General features: G+C 34.5%; 20 protein-coding genes. 10 read left to right on the top strand and 10 right to left on the bottom strand.

What is annotated here, in order from left to right:
• Positions 1-88 precede the first annotated feature (88 nt).
• The 10 genes from AC1Q7L_RS07495 (at position 89) to AC1Q7L_RS07450 (ending at position 9514) form a co-directional block, all read left to right on the top strand.
• The gene (locus tag AC1Q7L_RS07495; RefSeq protein ID WP_410691845.1) at positions 89-796 is read left to right on the top strand and encodes a response regulator transcription factor; all 708 of its coding nucleotides are present in this window, start codon (positions 89-91) and stop codon (positions 794-796) included.
• Between the two features lie 3 nt (positions 797-799).
• Positions 800-2203, top strand: coding sequence for a sensor histidine kinase (locus tag AC1Q7L_RS07490; RefSeq protein ID WP_492304922.1), 1404 nt, complete (start codon positions 800-802; stop codon positions 2201-2203).
• Positions 2204-2528: 325 nt separating this feature from the next.
• A complete protein-coding gene (locus tag AC1Q7L_RS07485; RefSeq protein ID WP_410691848.1) occupies positions 2529-3023 on the top strand; it encodes a hypothetical protein in 495 nt (164 codons plus the stop codon).
• A gap of 31 nt (positions 3024-3054) precedes the next feature.
• On the top strand, positions 3055-3894 hold the full coding sequence (locus tag AC1Q7L_RS07480; protein ID WP_492304921.1) for a YoaK family protein: 840 nt from the start codon (positions 3055-3057) through the stop codon (positions 3892-3894).
• 240 nt (positions 3895-4134) lie between these two features.
• Positions 4135-5913: a DNA mismatch repair endonuclease MutL gene (mutL, locus tag AC1Q7L_RS07475; RefSeq protein WP_410691850.1), complete on the top strand. Its 1779-nt coding sequence runs from the start codon at positions 4135-4137 to the stop codon at positions 5911-5913.
• A gap of 5 nt (positions 5914-5918) precedes the next feature.
• Positions 5919-6644, top strand: coding sequence for a rhomboid family intramembrane serine protease (locus AC1Q7L_RS07470; protein WP_492304920.1), 726 nt, complete (start codon positions 5919-5921; stop codon positions 6642-6644).
• 9 nt (positions 6645-6653) lie between these two features.
• Complete coding sequence (locus AC1Q7L_RS07465; RefSeq protein ID WP_492304919.1) at positions 6654-7643, top strand: endonuclease/exonuclease/phosphatase family protein; 990 nt, start codon at positions 6654-6656, stop codon at positions 7641-7643.
• Between the two features lie 78 nt (positions 7644-7721).
• Entirely contained in the window at positions 7722-8696 is a 975-nt protein-coding gene (locus AC1Q7L_RS07460; RefSeq protein ID WP_492304918.1) for an endonuclease/exonuclease/phosphatase family protein, read from the top strand.
• 4 nt (positions 8697-8700) lie between these two features.
• Positions 8701-9060, top strand: a complete 360-nt coding sequence (locus tag AC1Q7L_RS07455) for a hypothetical protein (protein ID WP_492304917.1) — start codon at positions 8701-8703, stop codon at positions 9058-9060.
• A gap of 40 nt (positions 9061-9100) precedes the next feature.
• The gene (locus AC1Q7L_RS07450; protein ID WP_492304916.1) at positions 9101-9514 is read left to right on the top strand and encodes a hypothetical protein; all 414 of its coding nucleotides are present in this window, start codon (positions 9101-9103) and stop codon (positions 9512-9514) included.
• A 34-nt stretch (positions 9515-9548) separates the two neighbouring features.
• Here AC1Q7L_RS07450 and AC1Q7L_RS07445 read toward each other — a convergent pair whose 3' ends face one another.
• The 10 genes from AC1Q7L_RS07445 to AC1Q7L_RS07400 form a co-directional block, all read right to left on the bottom strand.
• Entirely contained in the window at positions 9549-11063 is a 1515-nt protein-coding gene (locus tag AC1Q7L_RS07445; protein WP_066754138.1) for a GH3 auxin-responsive promoter family protein, read from the bottom strand.
• Between the two features lie 104 nt (positions 11064-11167).
• Entirely contained in the window at positions 11168-11578 is a 411-nt protein-coding gene (locus tag AC1Q7L_RS07440; protein ID WP_066754145.1) for a BrxA/BrxB family bacilliredoxin, read from the bottom strand.
• A gap of 427 nt (positions 11579-12005) precedes the next feature.
• On the bottom strand, positions 12006-12452 hold the full coding sequence (locus tag AC1Q7L_RS07435) for a GatB/YqeY domain-containing protein (protein WP_066759607.1): 447 nt from the start codon (positions 12450-12452) through the stop codon (positions 12006-12008).
• Between the two features lie 89 nt (positions 12453-12541).
• Positions 12542-14455, bottom strand: coding sequence for a cell division protein FtsZ (ftsZ, locus tag AC1Q7L_RS07430; protein WP_492304915.1), 1914 nt, complete (start codon positions 14453-14455; stop codon positions 12542-12544).
• A gap of 14 nt (positions 14456-14469) precedes the next feature.
• Entirely contained in the window at positions 14470-15852 is a 1383-nt protein-coding gene (gene ftsA / locus AC1Q7L_RS07425; protein WP_492304914.1) for a cell division protein FtsA, read from the bottom strand.
• A gap of 23 nt (positions 15853-15875) precedes the next feature.
• Positions 15876-16868 carry a cell division protein FtsQ/DivIB gene (locus AC1Q7L_RS07420; RefSeq protein ID WP_492304913.1) on the bottom strand — a complete coding sequence of 331 codons (993 nt, stop codon included), beginning with the start codon at positions 16866-16868 and terminating at the stop codon, positions 15876-15878.
• Between the two features lie 167 nt (positions 16869-17035).
• Positions 17036-17413 (bottom strand): GxxExxY protein, encoded by a 378-nt coding sequence (locus AC1Q7L_RS07415; protein ID WP_492304912.1) that lies wholly within the window; start codon positions 17411-17413, stop codon positions 17036-17038.
• A 127-nt stretch (positions 17414-17540) separates the two neighbouring features.
• Complete coding sequence (gene murC / locus AC1Q7L_RS07410) at positions 17541-18899, bottom strand: UDP-N-acetylmuramate--L-alanine ligase (RefSeq protein WP_492304911.1); 1359 nt, start codon at positions 18897-18899, stop codon at positions 17541-17543.
• A gap of 90 nt (positions 18900-18989) precedes the next feature.
• Complete coding sequence (gene murG / locus AC1Q7L_RS07405) at positions 18990-20084, bottom strand: undecaprenyldiphospho-muramoylpentapeptide beta-N-acetylglucosaminyltransferase (protein ID WP_492304910.1); 1095 nt, start codon at positions 20082-20084, stop codon at positions 18990-18992.
• Between the two features lie 94 nt (positions 20085-20178).
• Positions 20179-21420, bottom strand: a complete 1242-nt coding sequence (locus AC1Q7L_RS07400) for an FtsW/RodA/SpoVE family cell cycle protein (RefSeq protein WP_410691861.1) — start codon at positions 21418-21420, stop codon at positions 20179-20181.
• Positions 21421-21429: the final 9 nt, after the last annotated feature.

The raw sequence follows: 21429 nt of genomic DNA, 5'->3' as shown, positions 1-21429 counted from the left end.
TTGAATTGGATATTTGAGTTGCTCTCTTGTTTAATTCTATCTTTCAACCAAAATAAAAAATGCTATTTTTGTGAAATTCCTTATTTCAATGAAAAAAATTGTTCTGATCGAAGACGAAACCAGCGTTGTATCTTTTATAAAAAAAGGATTGCAGGAAAATGGGTATGAAGTTTCGGTGGCTTTCGACGGTCGTACCGGAGTGCAGTTGGTGCAGTCAAATGATTTTGATTTGGTAATATTAGATATTATGTTACCGGAAATGAACGGTTTAGATGTCTGCAAAGAGATCAGAAAAACGAATAAAAACGTTCCAATTTTATTTTTAACAGCATTAGGAACCTCCGAAAATATCGTTTTGGGATTGGAAAGTGGAGGAGATGATTATCTGGTAAAACCATTTAAGTTTATTGAATTGGTTGCGCGGGTAAAATCATTATTAAGAAGAAGCAATAACAGTCCGGCTCAGGAAATTGTTGAACCTGAAGTTGATAACGAGCATGTTTTTCAGTTTTCAGACTTGATAGTTAATGATTATACCAAAAAAGTGACCAGATCAGGCGAAGATATTTCACTAACTTCTACAGAATATAAATTGCTATTATACTTTCTCAATAACCCTGAAAAAGTGATTTCCAGAGCAGAAATTCTGGATGCCGTTTGGGGTGTAAACTATGAATTGGGAACCAATGTTGTAGATGTTTATGTGAATTATTTAAGAAAAAAACTAGACCAGCAGGAAGATAATAAACTGATACATACTGTTATAGGAATGGGATATGTTTTGAAAAAACCTTAATTAATGTTTAATAAAGTTGTTACAAATCAGACCAAAACGATGGTGCTTTTAATGTTGGTTTTTACTGCCATTATATTGCTGTTCAGTGGATTGGTGTATTTTTCGATTGTCAACTTTTCACATCAAAGGTTTTATGAATTGCTTAAAATCCGAACGACAACAATTGTTCAGATTGAAAAAAGTAAGGACGACCTTGATCTCCCCGAAAATTATATTTTAAATAGCTTAAACGATGAAGAGCTTCCAATGGAACGCGACTACGTTTTTGCAATTCCAACAGACTCAAATTATAAGAAAATCTCTCAGGAAGTTCACATTCCCGATTATTTTTTCAAAAGTATTGCGAAAAACGGGGAGGCTAATTATAATGATAAAGAGTTTTATTATATCGGTCAGATTTTCAAGCATGATAATAAAAATTACATTGCAATAGCTTCCGCGAAAAACCATTATGTGGTTTATTATTTAGGCTTTTTGAAACGAACTTTGATAACCTGTATTGTTCTTTCGCTGTTCTTTAGTATGATTTTCTCTTTTTATTTATCTAAAACTTTATTTAAACCGATCTTAAAAATTACAGGAAAAGTAAAGGATATCAGTTCTGAAAATCTGCATTTAAGATTAGAATCTCAGCCCGATAATAAAGAATTGAATGAATTGGTGGAAACCTTTAATGATATGTTGAACCGTATCGAAACCTCATTTGAAACTCAAAATCACTTAATTGGAAATGTTTCTCACGAATTGAGAACGCCTTTAACTTCCATTATGGGTGAAGCCGATGTTGCGCTTTCTATCAGCAGAACCGGCGCTGAATACAAGGAAACATTAGAAATTATTTTAGATGAAGCCGAAAAATTAGATAAAAAAATCAAGGCTTTATTGATGATTGCTCAAACCGGATTTGATGGGAAGATCCAAAAAATGGATAAAGTCCGCATCGATCAATTGCTTTGGGATGTTATTGAAACATTGAGAAAAATTGATACTCGAAATAACATCTATCTGGATATAAGTATGTTGCCGGATAATCCTAAAAAATTGAAGGTTCAAGGGAACGAGCAATTATTACATCTTGCGGTTACAAATATTATTCAGAATGGGTGTAAATATTCTAATTTTCAGCAGGTAAAAGTTTCACTAGGAGCTTCTGATACAGATGTTTATATCATCATAAAAGACAATGGAATCGGAATCCCTCAAGAAGAAATGAATAAGATCTATGATCCGTTTTTCAGAGCTTCAAATACAAAAAACTACGAAGGTTACGGAATTGGACTTCCTTTAGCCCGAAACATTGTGAGAATGCATAGCGGCGAGTTAATTGTCAGTTCTCATGAAAACCAGGGAACGACTGTTCAAATTCGTTTTCCAAATTTCTACAGTACTCAGCAGGATATTATTTAATATTCCAAACGTTGGTTAAACGCAAAGGCGCAAAGTTTATTAAACTAATGTTTATTAAGGCGCTAGAAAATAAAAGATTTTCAGCAAGATTTATGGGATCAATTTTTTCGGAGAAAAAATCCTTGCGCCTTAAAAACGGTTTTACGAATTCATTTTGCGCCTTTGCGTTTAACCAATTTCGCTTATGTTAACGCGCCTTAACAATTTTCTAATCTCATTCTAATCTCTTTAATCACATTTTAATTCCGTTCCAAAGAGCTTCTAATTTGGTCAGTATAGTTTTGTAGTATCAAAAAAGATAAACACGAAACTAAATCTTAAAGATATGACCAAAACAATTTTAATTGCCACAGATTACTCTCTTGAGTCTTTGAATATATTGAAAAAAGTACTGAAAGAGAAAGATGCCAGAGAAGAAGAAATTCAATACAATATTTTGTTGGTGTCAGGTTATGAGATGGGAGATTCTATCAGAGATCTTCTGTTCACGACCAAGAGTACAATCTTTAATAAAATAAGGCCGCAGGAATTTGTTGACGCTTTCGGGATCATCAAAAACAAATATCCTCATCTCATTAATAAAATTGTCTGTGACATTTTCACGGGAAGTTTTCAAAGGACTTTCAATAATTATGTGAATGCAGAAAATATTGAGGAAGCTTATTATTCTCCGGCTATAAAAAGCAAAGGAAAAGGGAAATTCGACATCGCTCCTTACATCAAAAAATGCAAAGATCTGCAGACTCAGGAAATAAGAATTGAGACTGCTGAAAGACTTCCGGAAAGAGGAAGACTTGCTGAGATCTTTGTGGAGGTCTAAAAAAACAATACAACACTCTAAAATTTAAATCATGTTAAGAAATTATAGTAACAGCAGGACATTGGGAGACAACATCAGGTTGGGGACGCTGACTGCCTTCACGGCGGGGACTATAAATATAGCATCTCTATTAATATTTCTCTCTTTCACCTCAAACGTAACAGGACATTACGCCATTTTAGCGGCAGAAATAAGCAAAGGAAACTGGGCGCAGGTTGCCGTCGTAGGAGGCTGGATCTTCCTGTTCTTCTTCGGTGGATTTGTATCCAATTTTATTGTCATTAATTTCAATAAAAAAAGTAAATATTTTGCGCATTCAATGCCGATTGTATTAGAAATACTGTGTCTATTGTTTGTGGGAATTTACGGTCAGTTTTTCTATCGAAGAACATTAGAAGAAACGGAATTTTTGGTGTCATTAATGCTTTTTGCAACCGGTTTGCAGAATGGTTTAACGGCCAGTATATCAAACTTTTCCGTAAAAACAACCCACCTTACCGGAACAACAACCGATTTGGGAATACTTTTCTCGATGTTTACCCAGAAAAAGTTTAGGAAAAACGGAGAATTGATCGCAAGAGCAAAGTTATTAACGAGCATTATGTTTGCTTATGTCTTGGGAGCGGTTTTCTCGGGATTAACCTATTATTATCTTGAATTTAGGGTATTTTATGTGATCAGCGTGTGTCTTTTGGTGGTGATTGGATATGATATGTATAAAATTCATATCAGACACTTTAAAACACAATATCGATATAGTAAAATCTTTAAAAAACCGAACCTTGTGGCTTATTTATATGACAAGATCCACGGAATTCCGGAAATAAAAGAAAAAAGACAGGAAAAAAGAAAATTGGTATTTGAGGATTAAATTCAACAAATATCAAGTATATCAGTATTAATTTTGTGTAAACTAGCTGTGAATCAATCCTCTATTTGTGTAATGCAATTAGAGGATTGTATTTTAAGAAAACCTTTATTAATCGCGGATGTTGCTCTGGTGGATTTACGGCAAGATTGTTGATTTGTTGATAATTAAATTGTAATTCACGGTTTTAATGTTTTTATTACCGTTTTCATTGACTATTTTTGTAAGTCGATTTAACGTTTTATGTCAGATATTATTCAACTTTTACCGGATCATGTAGCCAACCAAATTGCGGCAGGGGAAGTGGTGCAGAGACCTGCGTCCATAGTGAAAGAACTTTTGGAGAATGCTATAGATGCAGATGCTAGCAAAATTGAGCTTATCATCAGAGATGCCGGAAAAAATCTGATACAGGTTGTAGACGATGGAAAAGGAATGTCTGAGACCGATGCAAGAATGGCTTTCGAAAGACATGCCACCTCGAAGATCAAAGGAACCGAAGATATATTTAAAATTGCAACAAAAGGTTTTCGTGGTGAAGCGTTGGCTTCCATCGCGGCGGTTTCTCAGGTTGAGTTAAAGACTAAACAGAGAGAAGCGGGAATCGGAACTAATATTTACATTGAAGGCGGAGTTTTCCAATTTCAGGATCCTGCGCAAACTGCTGAAGGTTCTAATTTTTTAGTTAAAAATCTTTTCTACAACGTTCCTGCAAGAAGAAAATTTCTTAAAAATAATAATATTGAATTTCGCCATGTGATCGATGAATTCCAGCGTGTGGCTTTGGCTCATGAAAACCTGGAGTTTTCTTTATTTCATGATGATGATCCTGTTTTTAGATTAAGAAAAGGAAGTCAGATGCAGCGTATTGTTGATATTTTTGGACGAAAACTTCAACCGCAGCTTATTCCAATCAAAGAAGATATTATTTGGTGTAAACTTCACGGATTTGTTGCAAAACCTGAAGGTGCCAAAAAAACAAGAGGTGAGCAGTTTCTTTTTGTGAACGGAAGATATTTTAAAAGTCCATATTTCAATAAAGCGGTTCAGGAAGCGTTCGAAGGATTGCTTTTACCGGGATATATTCCTACGTTTTTTCTTTTCTTAGATCTTGATCCTGAAAAAATCGATGTTAATATTCATCCGCAGAAAACAGAAGTTAAATTCGAGGACGAGCATCTTATTTTTGCTTTGCTTCGATCAACCATAAAAAGATCTTTAGGGATTTATAACGTTGCTCCGAGTCTGGATTTTGAAAAAGATCCACAGCTGGATCAGATGATGCAAAAAGCATTTCCAAGCAAGGCAAACAGTATCAATGTTAAAATGCCGGAGATTGTTGTAGATAAGGATTACAATCCGTTTTTGGAGGAAAGAGTAGTAAAACAGGCCGAAATTCAGAATTTGGCGGAAATGTATCACCAAAATATTGCGGCAGAACCTTCAAAAATTAATTTGTTTGAAGATGAAGATTTTGATGAAGATCTAATGAGACTTCCGAATGGATATTGGCTCTTCAACAAGGGCGACAGAACGCTGATGCTGGACATGGGAAGAATGCACAGATTATTGGTTTCAGAAGGCAATAAGCCTGTAAGAAAGGGAACTACAAACGGTCATGCTCTTCTTTTCTCTCTGGAATATCATATGAATGAGACGGAGAAGAATAAATATAAATCAATTAAAAAATTCCTTCCCGAACTTGGCTTTGATACCAAGGTTGCTCACGAAAATGTATTGAGAATTGATGCCGTTCCTGAAGGATTGAAAGAAACACAGGTCATGAAATTCCTTGAAGATCTGTTTGATATTTTAGAATACAAAACGGAAGACGAATTTTTACATTTCTATAATAATCAATGGAATAAAATGCAGTCTAAATCCAGATTTGATTTTATATATAAAAAAGATGCGGAACAATTAATAAAAGACTTCACAGCACTTGGTTTCCCTGAGTTTTTACCCAATGGGAAAAGATGTTTTTATGAAGTTCCGTTCAACGATTTTAAGAATAAATTTTAAAGAACATGTTTAATAATATACCTCCAATTACACGAAATATTATCATTATAAATATTATAGTATTTATTATTTCATATTTCATGCCTCAGTTAGATTATTTTCTTTCAGCATTTTACCCTTTTTCTCCAAATTTTAAAACATGGCAAATTATTACGCATATGTTTATGCATGGAAGTATTATGCATATTTTATTTAATATGTTAACCTTATATAGTTTTGGGCCCATATTAGAACAAAGTCTAGGTGAAAAAAAATATTTGATTCTTTATTTTGTAAGTGGAATAGGTGCTTTTGTTTTATTTAATCTTTGGAACTTTTATGAAGTACAACAAATTAGTACTGAGCTAGCTAATGCTAATATAAATATATCAGAAATTTATGCAAAATCTAATTTGAGTCAATTTAATTTTAATCCTGCTCCATACTTAAATAATGAAGAAGCTTTAAATTTATATTATACATTAACTAGCCCTATGGTTGGTGCATCTGGAGCAATTTTCGGAGTGATAGCCGCTTTTGCAACACTATATCCGGATTCAAAAATCATGATCATGTTTATTCCGGTTCCGGTTAAAGTAAAGTATATTTTACCAGTAATCCTTGTCGTTTCAGTCTTTTTAGGTATTTCCGGAAACGTAGGAGGCATTGCTCACTTTGCACACGTCGGAGGAGCTTTGGTAGGATTTTTGTTAGCATGGATCTGGAAAAAACATTTATACAGATTCAATTAAATTTCTTTTGTGAAAATTCTTCGTCTCATATTTTTAATACTGCATGTCGGGATATTCCTTCTTTTATTGGGAATGTTGCTGAATGCATATGTTCCGCCAAAGATATTTCCTTGGTTTAATTTGTTGTCATTAGGATTCCCAATTTTAATGATTGCTTATGTTTTGTTGATCTTTTTCTGGATTTTCAGTTGGAAGAAAAGAGCTTTCGTTTTTATGTTATTAGGATTGATTTTCACAAATCCGGTAAAAAGATGGGTGAATTTTTCTTCCGATAAAAAAGAAATTGCTAATCTCAAAATCCTTACTTTCAATGCAAAAGGAGGGTTGAATGGAATGAAAAATATTGATGATTATGTAAATTCTTCCAACGCAGATTTAGTTTTTTTACAAGAAAAGGGAGGAAAAGAATATCATTTTAATGGTTTAAAAAACACAAGCGGAAATTATATTGTTTCCGTGTTTACAAAATATAAAGTTATTGATCAGAAGGAACTTATTAAAAGTGATTATTTTGATAACAATGCCTACGCAACGCAAACAGATATTGAAATAAAGGGGAAAGTATATCGGTTTATCAATGTTTATCTTCAACCATTTAAGTTTGAGAAAGCAATGATAAAACTTAATGGAGACAGTGATGAAGATGAAGAAAAACTGAAAAATGTTGTAAAAAGATTAATTCCGACCTTTAAAATGCACCAGAATCAGGTTGCAGATATTAAAAAAGGAATCGAAAATTCTCCTTATCCTGTAATTCTGTTGGGAGATCTTAATTCTGTTCCCAATTCTTACGAATATTATCATCTTTCAGAAGGCTTACAAGATGCTTTTATGGAGGTTGGAAAGGGAAGCGGAACAAGCTTTCACGATTATAAATTTCCATTAAGAATTGATTATATTTTCACCTCAAAATCAATACAGCCAATTACTTACAAAGTTGACCGTTCGGTAAAAATTTCAGACCATTATCCGGTCGTGGCAACATTTAAATTAGACTAGTTTTATCATAAAATAAGTTAAAAAAGTTAACGTGGTAGGGTTTTTGCTTAAAAAAAGTGTACCCAAGACCGTTATTCCATGAAGCCGAGCCAGATCCTGTTGTTTTTACATATCGTTGTCATTGTTTTACTGCTTTCCACACTAGGAAATGCATGGATTCCGCCCAACCTGTTTGGTAACCTTAATCTGCTTTCTTTGGGTTTTCCTTATTTAATATTTATACATATTTTATTGACGCTGGTTTGGGTTATTAAAAGAAAAAAAATCGCTATTGCTTTTGTTTTAAGCACATTTATTTTTTACAATCCAATCAGAAGATGGGTGAATTTTACCCCTAAAAATGAAAATTCAAAATCAATCAGAGATATTAAAGTATTGACTTTCAATGTAAAATATGGTGATTTTGGTTGGGATAAAGTGAAAAAATATATTTCAGATCAGGATGCAGATATAATTTTGGTTCAGGAAAGAGATACGAAGACAGCTTTGAGAGATGATTTAATCAAATATCCTTCTGTAATTTTAAAAACCAAACACAAAATCGTAAGACAGGAAAATCTTGTTGAAGAAAAAGACCGCGGAAATTCTTTCTACGCAGATATTGACATTAACGGAAAGATTATCAGAGTTGTAAATGTTTATTTGGAACCTTTCAGACTACACAAATCGATGCTTTCATTTGATGGATTTGGTAAAGAAGGCGGAAAGATAAGTACTCTTCTTTCTCACATGATTCCTACTTTTAAAGCACACGAAGATCAAATCAGAAGAATCAGAAAAGCGGTAGATTTATCACCTTATCCTGTGATTTTAGCGGGAGATTTTAACTCTGTCCCCAATTCTTATGAATATTATAATCTAGGAAAAGATCTTCAAGATGCATTTTTATCTGCCGGAAGTGGGAGTTCTTCAAGTTTTTATGATTATAAAGTGCCTTTGAGAATTGATTATATTTTCAGTTCAAAATCAATTATTCCTTTAAGCTATAAAGTGGATAATTCTGTGAAATTATCGGATCACTATCCTGTAATTGCAGAATTTCTGCTAAATTAGTTCCATGAAAAATTTAGTTTTTGCAATCCTTACTTTTCTTGTTTTTTTGAGTTCCTGTTCTAAGCAGGAACCGGCTAATTTTGATACTAATCAGGAAGTAAAAGTGCATTATGATACGGTTGCTGTAGATTCTTTTTCTGCGGGAGCAACTTCTGTAGATATTGTCCGCCAGATAAGAATGTCTTCTCAAAAGTATCAGGATTCTGTGAAAGAAGCGATAAAACTTCAGGCTGAAGAAAAGAGAATTAAGGACGAATTAGACAAAGAAAATAAAAAGAAGCAGTACGAAGAAAAGAAGAAAACCGATGAAGAGAAGAAAAAAAATGCTGCAGAAACTCCTTCAACTCCAAAAAAAACTGAATAAAAATAGTTAAATTTTAAAACTCATTAAAAAATATAAAGCAATGAAAAAACAAATTTTAGCAGCATTAATGATTTCAACTCTTGTTGTATCATGTACAAAATCAACTACAAAATCAGAAACAACTGAAAATCCTGATGGATCTGTAACAACAACTACAACAACTGTAAGCCAAAATGGAGTTGATGTGATTGATACTGCAAAAATCGCCGAAGCTAAAGATAACGCGAAAGCTAAAGTAGATGAAGCTGGAGATAAGATAGATGATGCCGCTCAAAAAGCAAAAGAGAAAATTGATGCTACTGCGGATAAAGCTAAAAGTGATCTTCACAAGGCTGGACAGGACATTAAAACTGAAGCCAATAAAGTAGGTAAAGATGCAAAAGAAGCCGCTGCAAAAGGAGCTTCGAAAGTGGAAGATGCCGCCAAGAAATTAAAAGAAGACTTAAACAAATAATAAAATTAAAACCGCAGATTGTTCTGCGGTTTTTTTATTTATTCAACTCCAATAAAGGATCGATGTATTCTCTGTCGTTGCTTAATCTTGGGACTTTATTTTGTCCCCCCAATTTTCCTTTGGATTCCAGCCAACAATAAAATAGGTTTGGTTTGGCAATATGTACGATTGGTCTTTTCAGTGTTAAATTATTATACCTTTTGGCTTCATAATCTGAATTGACGGTTTTCAAATGCTGATCAAAACAGTCGATGAAATGGTCTAAATTGCTCGGTTTTTCACTGAACTCAAAGATCCACTCATGAGCGCCACCTTCATTTTCTTTCATGAAAACTGGGGCTCCTGTGAAGTCGGTGATACTTGCACCTGTAGTTTGGCAGGCTTTAGAAATTGCCGATTCTACATTGGTGATCATTAATTCTTCCCCAAAAGCATTAATATAATGTTTCGTTCTTCCCGTAATTTTAATTCTGAAAGGATTAATTGAAGTGAAAACAACCGTATCTCCAATTAAATATCTCCATAAACCGCCGTTGGTCGTAATCACCATAGCATAGTTTTTACCAACTTCAACATCTTCTAAGCTTACAACCTTTGGGTTCGAAAAATGAAACTCATCCATCGGGATAAACTCATAGAAAATTCCATAATCTAACATTAGCAGCATTTCGTCACTGTCAGGTCTGTCCTGAATTCCGAAGAAGCCCTCAGAGGCGTTGTAAATTTCGTAGTAATTGATTTTCTTTCCAATGATCTGCTGGAACTGCTCTTTGTAAGGTTTAAAGCTAATTCCGCCGTGGAAAAATACTTCCAGATTCGGCCATAATTCTGAAATATTCTTAACCTCAGTTTCATTTAAAACTCTCTGCAAAAGAACCATCATCCAACTTGGAACACCCAAAATACTTCCTACATCTTCATTTTTAACCTCAGAAGTGATCGCTTTAAGCTTGCTTTCCCATTCGCCCATCAATGAAACCTTTTTACTTGGAGTCGTGGTAATTTCTACCCAAAAAGGAAGATTATCAATTAAAATAGCTGATAAATCGCCGAATTTTGTATTAAAATCAGCGTATAATTCTGAACTTCCGCCTAAACGCAAATTTTTATTGGTAAAAAGTTGATTTTCAGGATGATTGTTGGCGTAAATAGAAACCATATCTTTTCCTGCTTTCATGTGGCAGTATTCTAAACTCTCGGCAGAAATAGGAATATATTTGCTTTTCGCGTTTGTTGTACCCGAAGATTTCGCAAAATGTTTGATGTAGCCCGGCCAACTTACATCTTTATGACCTTGCCTTGCTCTTTCAATATAAGGTTCAAAATCTTCATAGGTAACGATCGGAACTTTATTTTTAAAGTCCTGATAACTCGAAATGGAATTGAAGCCATATTTTTTACCGTACTCAGTGTCCTCAGAATGAAACAATTGAGAGAATAAAATCCCTTTCTGTGTTTCAATAGGATGATCCATAAAATTCTGTATCTGGTCTATCCTTTGGCGGATGAACCAGTTGACCACAGTATTGAAGAGTGCTTTCGTTGCCATTTCCAAATATAACGATATTTGACTTTTCTAAGAATATTTTAACGCGATAAATAAAAAAACCGCTACAAATTTTGTAACGGTTTAGTATTTAGATTTATTGTTTCTTAGCAATACTCGTCATAAGCAGCCTGAAGGTTCGCTGCAATAGCTCCTGCAGGATTTCCTTCAATATGATGTCTTTCTAGCATGTGAACCAATTCTCCGTCCTTGAAAAGAGCTACGCATGGTGAGCTTGGAGGGAATGGTGCCAAATGCTTTCTAGCTTCTGATACAGCTTCAGTATCGAAACCTGCGAAAACAGTCGTTAAATGATCAGGTTTTTTATCTCCTGTTAAAGAATATACAACTCCCGGTCTTGCTGCTCCTGCTGCACATCCGCAAACAGAATTGATCACCAATAGAGTAGTTCCTGATTGTTTTAATGCTTCTTCAACCTGTGTAGGTGTTGCTAAGTCTTGGAAACCTTTATCTGTAAGTTCTGCCTTCATAGGCATTACTAAATCTGTTGGATACATATTTTTGTTTTTTAATCTATGCAAAGTTAAACAATTCTTTACTTTTCTTCAATATATAAAAACTATCAAGATGTTTGTAAAATAGAATTAACAATCTATTAATAATTTAATAATATTCGTAAATTAATGAAATAAAATTATGAATAATCAGAAATAAGTGTTAAATTTGAAATGATTCTGAAAACAATAACCATGAAAAGAAACATTTACATTTTTCCCTCAATTTAATGAAATATTCAATTTTCTTTTAGAATCATAAAAATATTGAATATCTCAAGATAAAAATGAAGCCCGAAACTGGAAATGTTTCGGGCTTCTTAATCAAATCGATATGCAAAGGTTGAATATCCTTATAAAATGGGTTGATGGTTTTTAGTTGTTTGTTGATCGTAAAAAAAACTAACAACTAACAGCAATCAACCGACAACTATGAAAGTAACTTTTTTGCCATCTCGGAAATACTCTTTCCATCAGATCTTCCGGCAAATGTTTTTGAAGCAACTCCCATTACTTTTCCTAAATCTTTGATAGATTCGGCTCCGGCTTCTGAGATAATTTTCTTCATTTCAGCTTCCAGTTCTTCTGCAGAAAGCTGTTGAGGTAAGAATTTCTCAATAACTTTCATCTGAGCATCTTCTACTTCAGCTAAGTCATTCCTGCCCTGCGCAGAAAACTGTTCGTAAGAATCCTTACGTTGTTTGATCATTCTCTGTAAAATAGCAATTTCCTGGTCTTCTGAAACTTCAGCACCTCTAGCTTCTGTTTTTAGAAGTAGGATCTGAGATTTCACAGCACGAAGAGAATCCAGAGCTACTCTGTCTTTTGCTCTCATTGCTGTTTTTATTGCTTCGCTAATTATAATTTCTAAACTCATGGTTTTGGCTTTAAGCTCTAGGCAATAAGCAGTAAGCATTGATGCTCGAATTGATAAGCCTATAGCTTACTGCTTATCGCTTACAGCAATTAATCTACATCTTTATTTAAAAATCTGTTTTCTCTTACTTGCATAGAACCGTTGTTTTCAGATAAATACGTGTTGATATTTTGATCTGAAGCATTGGTTCCGTCAATAGAAATATTTTTTCTCTTGAAAGCAGGAACAGATTCGAATTCACTTGCGCTATCAAAGCTTTGGTAACGAGAATTGAATTCTTTTAATTTATTTCTTCTTTCTACAACTCTTTCCTGATCTGCAGTTTTGTTCACGAATGTGAATTCACTTTCAGCAGGTTTTGGAGTTTCGATCTCTATTTTATTTTCATAAGAAGGTCTTTCTTCGGTTTTAATTTCTTCCTTTGGCTGGTAGAAACTTTCCACTTTTGGAGCTTCTTCTGTGATTTGAGTTATCGTATTCGTTGGAGTGCTAAACTCTGCTTTTGGCTGTCCGAAATCAGTTTTAGGCTCATTGATAGGCTCGTTTACGAAGAAACTGAACTCAACAGGTTTTTCTTCAGAATAGGAATTCGTAGAAATATTTGTTCTAGGGTCTTCTTTTTTTTCTTCTGTTTCGAATGAGAAAGACTGAATCTCCAGGTCATTAGGATCATTATCTTCATCAAAAGCGAACAGACTGTAGCCATCCTGCTCTTCATCATCATTTCTCCAAGTTTGAATCGGGCTGTCTAATGTATCTTCCTCTCTATCAGAGAATTTTATTTCAGTTTTAACCTCTTCATCCTCGATAATCATTTTTTTTTCAGTAGAGACCGACTTGAACTGTGGAGTATCATGGTCTTCGTCATCCAATCTGAAAAGATTTTTTCCTCCAAAATCATATCCATGCTCAGGAGCAACCTCTCTTTCTTCTCTTGTTTTGAAAGGAGAAGTTTTATTTGAATCTAATTTATCGTTTAGACTAATTCTGATTTTTTCAGTTGGTCCAGCGAATTTTTTATCGTCATTAGAAAAACCTGTAGCGATAACAAGAACGCTTACTGCATCTCCTAATTCTTCATCAGCACCCACCCCGAAAATGATATCAGCAGTATGTCCTGCTTCTTTCTGGATATGATCCATGATGATTCCGATTTCGTCCATTGTAACCTCTTCTTTACCGCTTCTGATCAACAATAGTACATTTTTAGCACCTGTAATTTTATTGTCATTCAATAATGGAGAATCCAATGCTTTTCTTACTGCTTCGTCAGCTTTATTTTCACCTGAAGCTGTACCTGTAGACATCAAAGCCGTACCAGAGTTTTGAAGCACAGATTTAGCATCTCTAAAGTCAATGTTTACATCAAAGTAACCTGTAATAACCTCTGCCATACCTTTTGCTGCATTGGTTAAAACTTCATCGGCTTTGGAGAATCCTTGTTTGAATCCAAGGTTACCAAACTGCTGTCTTAGTTTATCGTTATTGATTACAATTAATGAATCAACATTGTTTCTTAGTTTATCAAGACCTAATTCAGCCTGCTCCAGTCTTCTTTTACCTTCAAAACTGAAAGGAACGGTAACGATACCGACAGTTAAGATTCCCATATCTTTAGCAACCTTAGCAATAACAGGAGCTGCACCAGTTCCGGTTCCACCGCCCATTCCGGCAGTAATGAAAACCATTTTGGTGTTTTGTCCCATGGCAGCTTTAATCTCTTCAATGCTTTCAATTGCTGATTTCTCACCAACTTCAGGATCGGCACCTGCGCCAAGCCCTTCTGTGATGGTAGTTCCCAACTGAACTTTGTTTGAAACCGGGTTATTATCTAAAGTCTGAGCATCTGTATTACAAATCACGAAATCGACCCCGTGAATTCCTTTCTCGTACATGTGTTTCAGTGCGTTGTTTCCACCGCCACCAACACCAATTACCTTTATGATTGATGAATTTCCTTTTGGCAAATCAAATGAAAATCCTTGTGTACCTATATTTTCCATAATATCTGTATTTACTATTCTACTTCTTCAAAGAATTTTTTTACTTTTTCCATAAGCGACTGCCCGAAAGTTAATCTTGCCGCTCTTTTATTTTCCTGTTGTTGAGTCATAACTTCTTGTTCCTGAACCGGAGCCGTCTGCTGAGTAACTGCATTATTTTCAGCTACTGTTGCTGCAGTTTCCTGCTGAGGCTTTTCCTGAACGAGTTCTTCTTCTATTATGACAGGTTTTTTATCCCTAATTTTTAAACTTTCCATTAATAAACCAATAGAAGTTGCAAATTCAGGACCTTTTAAATATTGATTTTTATCATTAGCAATATACTCATTTGCAAAACCAATTCTACTATCAAAACCTGTTGTATAATTAGCTAATTGACGAAGATGTTTCAAATTTGATCCACCACCTGTCAAAACAATCCCTGCAATCAGTTTTTTCTTCTGTTCAAATGCTCCGTAAGCCTTTAATTCAGTATTTACCATTTCAAGAATTTCTTCAACTCTTGCATTGATAATCTGAGCTAAAGTCTTCAGTGAAATTTCTTTATCGGGTCTTCCATGAAGTCCTGGAATAGTAACAAACGTGCTGTCTTTCTCCAATTCGGGAACTGCAGAACCGAATTTTACCTTCAGTTGCTCTGCATGTTTCTCGATGATTGAACAGCCTTCTTTAATATCTTCCGTAATAATCCCGCCACCGTAAGGAATTACGCATGTATGACGGATGATATTATCTTTAAATATTGCTATATCTGTAGTACCACCACCAATATCAACGATGGCAACACCTGCTTCTTTCTCTTCTTTTGTAAGTACGGCTTCTGAAGATGCTAAAGGCTCTAATGTAAGAGCTTCCATTTCCAGACCTGCTTCTCTTACGCATCTTGCGATGTTTCGGATGCTGCCCATTTGTCCCACTACAACGTGGAAATTGGCTTCAAGACGCTTTCCGTGCATCCCGACAGGTTCCTGAATTTCACCTTCTGAATCTACTTTATATTCTTGGGGAAGAACATGGATAATTTCTTCTCCGGGAAGCATGACCAGTTTCTTGACCTGATCTTTTAACGCTTCTATGTCGTCATCTGTAATAAATTTGTCGGGATGCTCACGCATAATGTAATCGGAGTGCTGAAGAGAGCGTATATGCTTTCCTGCAATACCTACCGTAACTTTACGGATAGGAACTCCTGCGCTGGATTGTGCTTCTGCCACAGCAGCCTTGATTGAGTTGATGGTTTGCGAAATATTATTCACAATACCTTTATGAACTCCAAGACTTTTGGCCTTACCAACACCGAGAACTTCGATTTTCCCGTGTGCATTCCTCCTTCCGACAATCGCGACTATCTTTGTTGTCCCGATGTCCAGACCTACTGAATACTCTTGATTTTCCATTGTTTTATATCGATTTGATTTTTTTATTCTATTTTAACTTTTGCCTTTGTTTTCGGCTTTGTTGCCGTAGTTTTCTTTTCTGTTTTTTTTGTTTCTTTTGCCTTGGGTTTGGTTACTGCCTTTGGCTTTGTGCTTTCCTTCAGTTTTTTTGAAGTTGAGCTTGGTTTTTTTGTCTCTTTTTTTACTTCTGCTATTTTAAGTTTAGCTTCTGTATTTTTTCCTGCCGTAGTTGCCGGAACTTTTGCCAGTTCTAATTTCCCAACTTTTAGAATACTGTCATTATCTTTAAAATAAGGATTCAAAGTGGTAACAATCTGATTCTGATATTTAATAGAGATCATATTGTACTTTAAAGGATCCTGATAAACAAGATATTTTTCTACAAAAGCCTTAAAACCTTTTACTTTTAGGTCTATATTATCTAAATCTCCTATTTCTACTTTATAATTTCCTTCGCTTGTCAGAAGATTGTAATCTCCGTTATTGTCTTTTGAGATTCCGATGAAATATTTTTTGCTGAAATCATCTTTGTCGATCTTTCCGACTAATTCGGCTAATTTTTCGTATTCGTCTTTTTTCACATTTCCTGTCACCAACATGCAAGGATGTGAATAGGTTCTGGAAATAGGAAATTCAATTCCTCTTTCGTCTACATAAAAGTTTTTTCCATCTTTATTTAATCTGAAAACAGGAACTCTTTGTTTAATATCTAAATTAAGCTTTCCATTGAGGTTTAAGTAGACATTGGCACTATCGACCGCAGGAAGTGAATTGATCTTTTTCTCCAAAGCCGGAATATTAAGATCTCCCACTTTTCTTGATGGATTTTCCTTGTTTACAATTGCTCTAATGTCTTTTTCATCAATGAAATAAACCGGAGTTTTTTCATTCATTTTTACAGAAATCTTATTATCCGTAATCTTCTGACCCCCGAATTTCTTCAACGAGAAACTCAGCAGGAAACCTAGAAGGATCACTGTGATAGCAATTTTTAATATTCTGTATTTATTTTTCATTTTTGTTTTCTGCTTTAGCTTTTAACGCTATGGTCGCAAGGTTTTTTTTATTCTTACTTTTTATTTTTTCGTTCGCAAAGGCGTTTCACTCAGCAAATGATAACTGAAAACACTTTTACTATTTTAGTTTTATACTTGTATATTGCATTTAAACCAAGCTTTTGTTTTTATAATTTGTTTACTGCTCTTTTTACTCCGTCTTTAAATAAGGTAGAATGAAAATTTAAAATCATTCCCAATTTCATTTCTGTAACTCTTAAATAATTAAGAAGCTGAAAAAAATGATATTTATTAATTTCCGGAACTGCTTTTATTTCTATAATTACCTTGTTTTCAATTAATAAATCAGCTCTAAATGCTTTCTCAACTATCAAACCTTCATAATTGATGCTAATATCTTTTTGGCTCTCAATACTAAGCCCACTATTTTTCAATTCGTGAATTAAGCATTGCTCATAAACATTTTCATAGAGCCCAATTCCAAGTTTACGATGCACTTTCATCCCTGCATCAAAAACTATATTTGATATTTCATTTTCTGTCATTTGTGTGTTTTTATTTACTCTAAATGATATTTTCAGTTATCATTTGCTGAGTGAAACGCCTTTGCGAACGAAATTAATATGCTTTCCAAAAAATTTCATTGCGCTCGTTGCGTTAAATTTATTTTAACTAATTTTTTTCCATCCATTCACAAATAGGATCGTACAGCGTATCGATATTTCCTGCGCCTACTGTGAGAAGGATATCAAAATCTTTTTCTTTTATTTTATTGAAAGCATCAGATAAATTTGATACTTCTTTTTTATCTAAAGTCACTTTTTCCAATAACCAGTCTGAAGTTATTCCTTCAAAATTTTCCTGAAGCTCTCTTGCCGGGTAAATATCCAATAAGATTAATTCTTCAGAATCACTTAAGCTTTCTGCAAAACCGTCTGCAAAATCTCTCGTTCTGCTGAATAAATGCGGTTGGAAAACAACCAATAATTTTTTCTCAGGATAAAAAGTTCTGATCGATCCCACCACAGCATTAATTTCTGTTGGATGGTGTGCATAATCATCGATGTAAATTTTACCGTTTTTATAGATATGTTTAGTATATCTTCTTTTAATTCCTTTAAAATTAGCAATTGCTTTCTTTAAAGTGTCGAAATCAATGCCTAAATTATTTAAAATAGCTAATGCAACCGTCGCATTTTCTACATTATGAATCCCCGGAATTTCCCAAACAAAATCTTTTATTGTTTCTGTCGGAGTATGAAAATCAAAAGAGATTTTATCATGATCCATTCGCAGGTTATCTGAGTAATAATCAGCAACTTCGTTCACTGCATAGGTAAGATGAGGTCTTCCTATTTCAATTCCTTTTCTTACAAAAAGCTGTTTGTCATTCGGAACTAAAGCTGCAAATTGTTTAAAACCTTCTTCAATCGTATTTTTATCACCATAAATATCCAAATGATCTGCATCTGTGGAAGTTATCACTGCCCAATCCGGAGAAAGGTTAAGGAAACTTCTGTCATATTCATCTGCTTCAACCACAGAATATTGATTACCGTTGAACAGAAAATTTGATTTAAAATTCTCTGCAATTCCGCCCAGAAAGCAAGAAAAAGGTAAATCCGCTTCTTTACACAAATGCGCAACTAAGCTGGAGGTTGTTGTTTTTCCGTGAGTTCCTGCAACGGCGATGCAATCTGTGTTTTCAGTGATTAAACCTAAAACTTTTGCACGTTTTAAAACTTCAAAACTATTTTGATTAAAATAATCTAAGATCCCCAACGTCTTGATTGCCGGAGTGTAAATTATTAATGTATTTTCTTTTTCAAGAGAATTTATTCTTTCGTCAACAAGATCTTCAAAAACAATATCAATTCCCTCATTCATCAGATTCTGAGTGAGTTTGGTGTTGGTCTTATCATAGCCCAAAACTTTTTTACCTGAAGCATTGAAATAACGTGCCAAAGCACTCATCCCGATACCTCCGATTCCAACGAAGTAAAAATTTTGATATGTTTCTAAATTTTTCATTTTATATTAAAAATTAAAAGATTAAAAAATTAAGGTATTTAGGAATTCGAAATGTTTTAATCTCTGAATTTCTAAATTTTTTAATCTTATCTATTTTATCACTTTAAAGATCTCGTCTACAATCTCTTTTGCTGCATTTGGCTTGGCAAAATATTTCAGATTTTCAGACATTTCTTTTCTTACATTTTCATTTTCGCAGATTTCTGATAATGTCTTCCAGAACTTTTCCTGCATTTCAGAATCTTTTACCATTTTCGCAGCGTTTTTTTCAACCAAATTCAATGCATTTTTTGTTTGATGATCCTCCGCCGCAAATGGGAAAGGAACCAACAAAACAGGTTTCTGTGCTACTGCCAATTCTGAAATGGCAATTGCTCCTGCTCTTGATACAATCACATCTGCTGCAGAATAGGCTGTTTCCATGTCTTTGATGAATTCCTTCAATTGAATGGAAGCTGGAAGTTGGAGGCTGGAAGTTAATTCGCTATAATCCAATTTTCCCGTTTGCCAGATCAATTGATAGCCTTTTTCTTTAAGGCTTTCAAGGTTTTCTTTCCAACCGTTATTTAATGTTCTTGAGCCTAAAGAACCGCCTACAGATAAAATTGTAAGCTTATCTTTATCTAATCCCATTTTTTCTTTTGCCTGAGTTGTTTCCTGCATTCCTGAAATAATATTCTCACGAATCGGATTTCCTAAGAATTTTATTTTTTCTGCGGGAAAACCTTCTACTTTTGGATATGCTGTAAAAACTGCTCTCGCTTTTTTACTTAAAATCTTATTCGTTACGCCTGCATGGGCATTCTGCTCTTGGATAAAGATTGGAATTCCCAATTTACTAGCTTCATACAAAGCTGGTCCGCTTGCAAAACCGCCTGTCCCAACCGCAAAATCTGGAGCAAAGTTTTTAATGATTCTTTTAGATTTAGATAAACTTTTCAAAATTTTGAAAGGCAGACCTAAATTGGATAACATGTTTCCTCTGTCGATTCCGGCGATATCAATTCCTTCAATTTTATAACCAGCTTGAGGAACTTTTTCCATTTCCATTTTTCCGTTGGCTCCAATGAACAAAAATTCTGCATCAGGAAATCTTTTCTTGATCTCATCTGCAATAGCGATGGCCGGGAAGATGTGTCCTCCTGTTCCGCCGCCTGATAATAATATTTTTAACTTTTTGTTCATTTTTAATTTATCGTTTTAATCGAATCAATTAATTTTATTTTAATGTTGATAGGATTTCATCCTACCCTTTGTTAAATCGTCCCGTTGGGACTCTTTAAGCGATATCGTTTATTTCTGCGATGCTTTGTTTTTTGCCCATTCCTTCTTCATCGTAAATCTGAATTCTTGAGCTTATATTTAAAATAATTCCTAACTGCAAATAGGTGACCAACATTGATGTTCCCCCGTAACTGATTAATGGTAAAGGTTGTCCCGTTACCGGAATCAAATTAATTGCAACTGCAATATTTACAGAGAGTTGTATGAAAATCATCACCCCGAGACTGAGGACGAGTAAGGAGCCGAAAAAGGCCGGCATCTTACTGGCTATCATTACAATACGGATCATCATAATTAAATACAAACAAATCAGAAAAGCAGCTCCGATAACTCCATATTCTTCAACAATTACAGCAAAAATAAAGTCGGATGCAGACTGTGGAAGCATTTGCTTTAGTGCACTTTTTCCTGGTCCCATTCCGGTAACTCCACCGTGAACAATGGCTGCTTTTGCCATCATTACCTGATAATTTTTTGCCTTTAAGCTTTCATCATCTACATCTGCTGATTTCGCTTTGCTTGATGTAAATGTTTCAATACGGCTCATCCATGTGTGTACACGGTTTCCGCCAATTAAATTTGTATTTAAAGCAATCAGTAAAAAGAAAACAATGGCTACAAATGATGAGGAAATGAATCCTGCAATGTATTTCCAGTGCAATTGCCCTATAACCAAAACAACTACGGAAACCATTAAGATCATTAATGCCGTAGAACCGTTATCTTTCGCAACCAACACGAAAACCAATAAAATAGGCCCAAAAATGTACATAATGTTCTCAATCGGAAGCCTTTCTCGTGTAATTTTCTTGGTTAAATATCTACACAAATAAATAATCAACATTAAAAAAGCAAACGAAGACGGTTGGAATGAGATTGGTGTTCCCGGAATTTTTAACCATCTGGAAGCACTCGCTCCGTCGATTGTTTGTCCAGTAAACATCGTGACAACCAATAAGATAATCATTAAACCGAGTAAAATACTGCTGAGTTTTCCGATGTATTCATATTTAATTGTTCCTACAACTCTCATAATTGCCAGACCAAGAAGTACGAAGAACATATGTTTCATAACGTGACCTGTTGTGGTTCCATTATTAACTATATATTCCAGATTCGAACTTGCAGAATATACAGGGAAAATAGAGAAAATGGAGATCACAAGAATGACCATCCAAAGTACTTTATCGCCCTTCAGGAATTCAAATCTGCTATCTTCTGTGTCTTGTTCGTTCATAATGGTTGC

It is taken from the genome of Chryseobacterium sp. GW823-FHT05E08, assembly GCF_058795655.1.
The sequence above is the reverse complement of the archived record's forward strand: the minus strand, read 5'-3'. Positions and strand labels throughout refer to the sequence as shown.

Coding starts and splice junctions, on each gene's coding strand:
- AC1Q7L_RS07460 (WP_492304918.1), top strand. CDS start 7,722: ATGAAGCCGAGCCAGATCCTGTTGTTTTTACATATCGTTGTCATTGTT.
- AC1Q7L_RS07495 (WP_410691845.1), top strand. CDS start 89: ATGAAAAAAATTGTTCTGATCGAAGACGAAACCAGCGTTGTATCTTTT.
- AC1Q7L_RS07485 (WP_410691848.1), top strand. CDS start 2,529: ATGACCAAAACAATTTTAATTGCCACAGATTACTCTCTTGAGTCTTTG.
- AC1Q7L_RS07455 (WP_492304917.1), top strand. CDS start 8,701: ATGAAAAATTTAGTTTTTGCAATCCTTACTTTTCTTGTTTTTTTGAGT.
- AC1Q7L_RS07480 (WP_492304921.1), top strand. CDS start 3,055: ATGTTAAGAAATTATAGTAACAGCAGGACATTGGGAGACAACATCAGG.
- AC1Q7L_RS07490 (WP_492304922.1), top strand. CDS start 800: ATGTTTAATAAAGTTGTTACAAATCAGACCAAAACGATGGTGCTTTTA.
- AC1Q7L_RS07445 (WP_066754138.1), bottom strand. CDS start 11,063: ATGGCAACGAAAGCACTCTTCAATACTGTGGTCAACTGGTTCATCCGC.
- murC (WP_492304911.1), bottom strand. CDS start 18,899: ATGAAAAATTTAGAAACATATCAAAATTTTTACTTCGTTGGAATCGGA.
- AC1Q7L_RS07450 (WP_492304916.1), top strand. CDS start 9,101: ATGAAAAAACAAATTTTAGCAGCATTAATGATTTCAACTCTTGTTGTA.
- ftsA (WP_492304914.1), bottom strand. CDS start 15,852: ATGGAAAATCAAGAGTATTCAGTAGGTCTGGACATCGGGACAACAAAG.
- AC1Q7L_RS07440 (WP_066754145.1), bottom strand. CDS start 11,578: ATGTATCCAACAGATTTAGTAATGCCTATGAAGGCAGAACTTACAGAT.
- AC1Q7L_RS07415 (WP_492304912.1), bottom strand. CDS start 17,413: ATGACAGAAAATGAAATATCAAATATAGTTTTTGATGCAGGGATGAAA.
- murG (WP_492304910.1), bottom strand. CDS start 20,084: ATGAACAAAAAGTTAAAAATATTATTATCAGGCGGCGGAACAGGAGGA.
- ftsZ (WP_492304915.1), bottom strand. CDS start 14,455: ATGGAAAATATAGGTACACAAGGATTTTCATTTGATTTGCCAAAAGGA.
- AC1Q7L_RS07470 (WP_492304920.1), top strand. CDS start 5,919: ATGTTTAATAATATACCTCCAATTACACGAAATATTATCATTATAAAT.
- mutL (WP_410691850.1), top strand. CDS start 4,135: ATGTCAGATATTATTCAACTTTTACCGGATCATGTAGCCAACCAAATT.
- AC1Q7L_RS07400 (WP_410691861.1), bottom strand. CDS start 21,420: ATGAACGAACAAGACACAGAAGATAGCAGATTTGAATTCCTGAAGGGC.
- AC1Q7L_RS07435 (WP_066759607.1), bottom strand. CDS start 12,452: ATGAGTTTAGAAATTATAATTAGCGAAGCAATAAAAACAGCAATGAGA.
- AC1Q7L_RS07420 (WP_492304913.1), bottom strand. CDS start 16,868: ATGAAAAATAAATACAGAATATTAAAAATTGCTATCACAGTGATCCTT.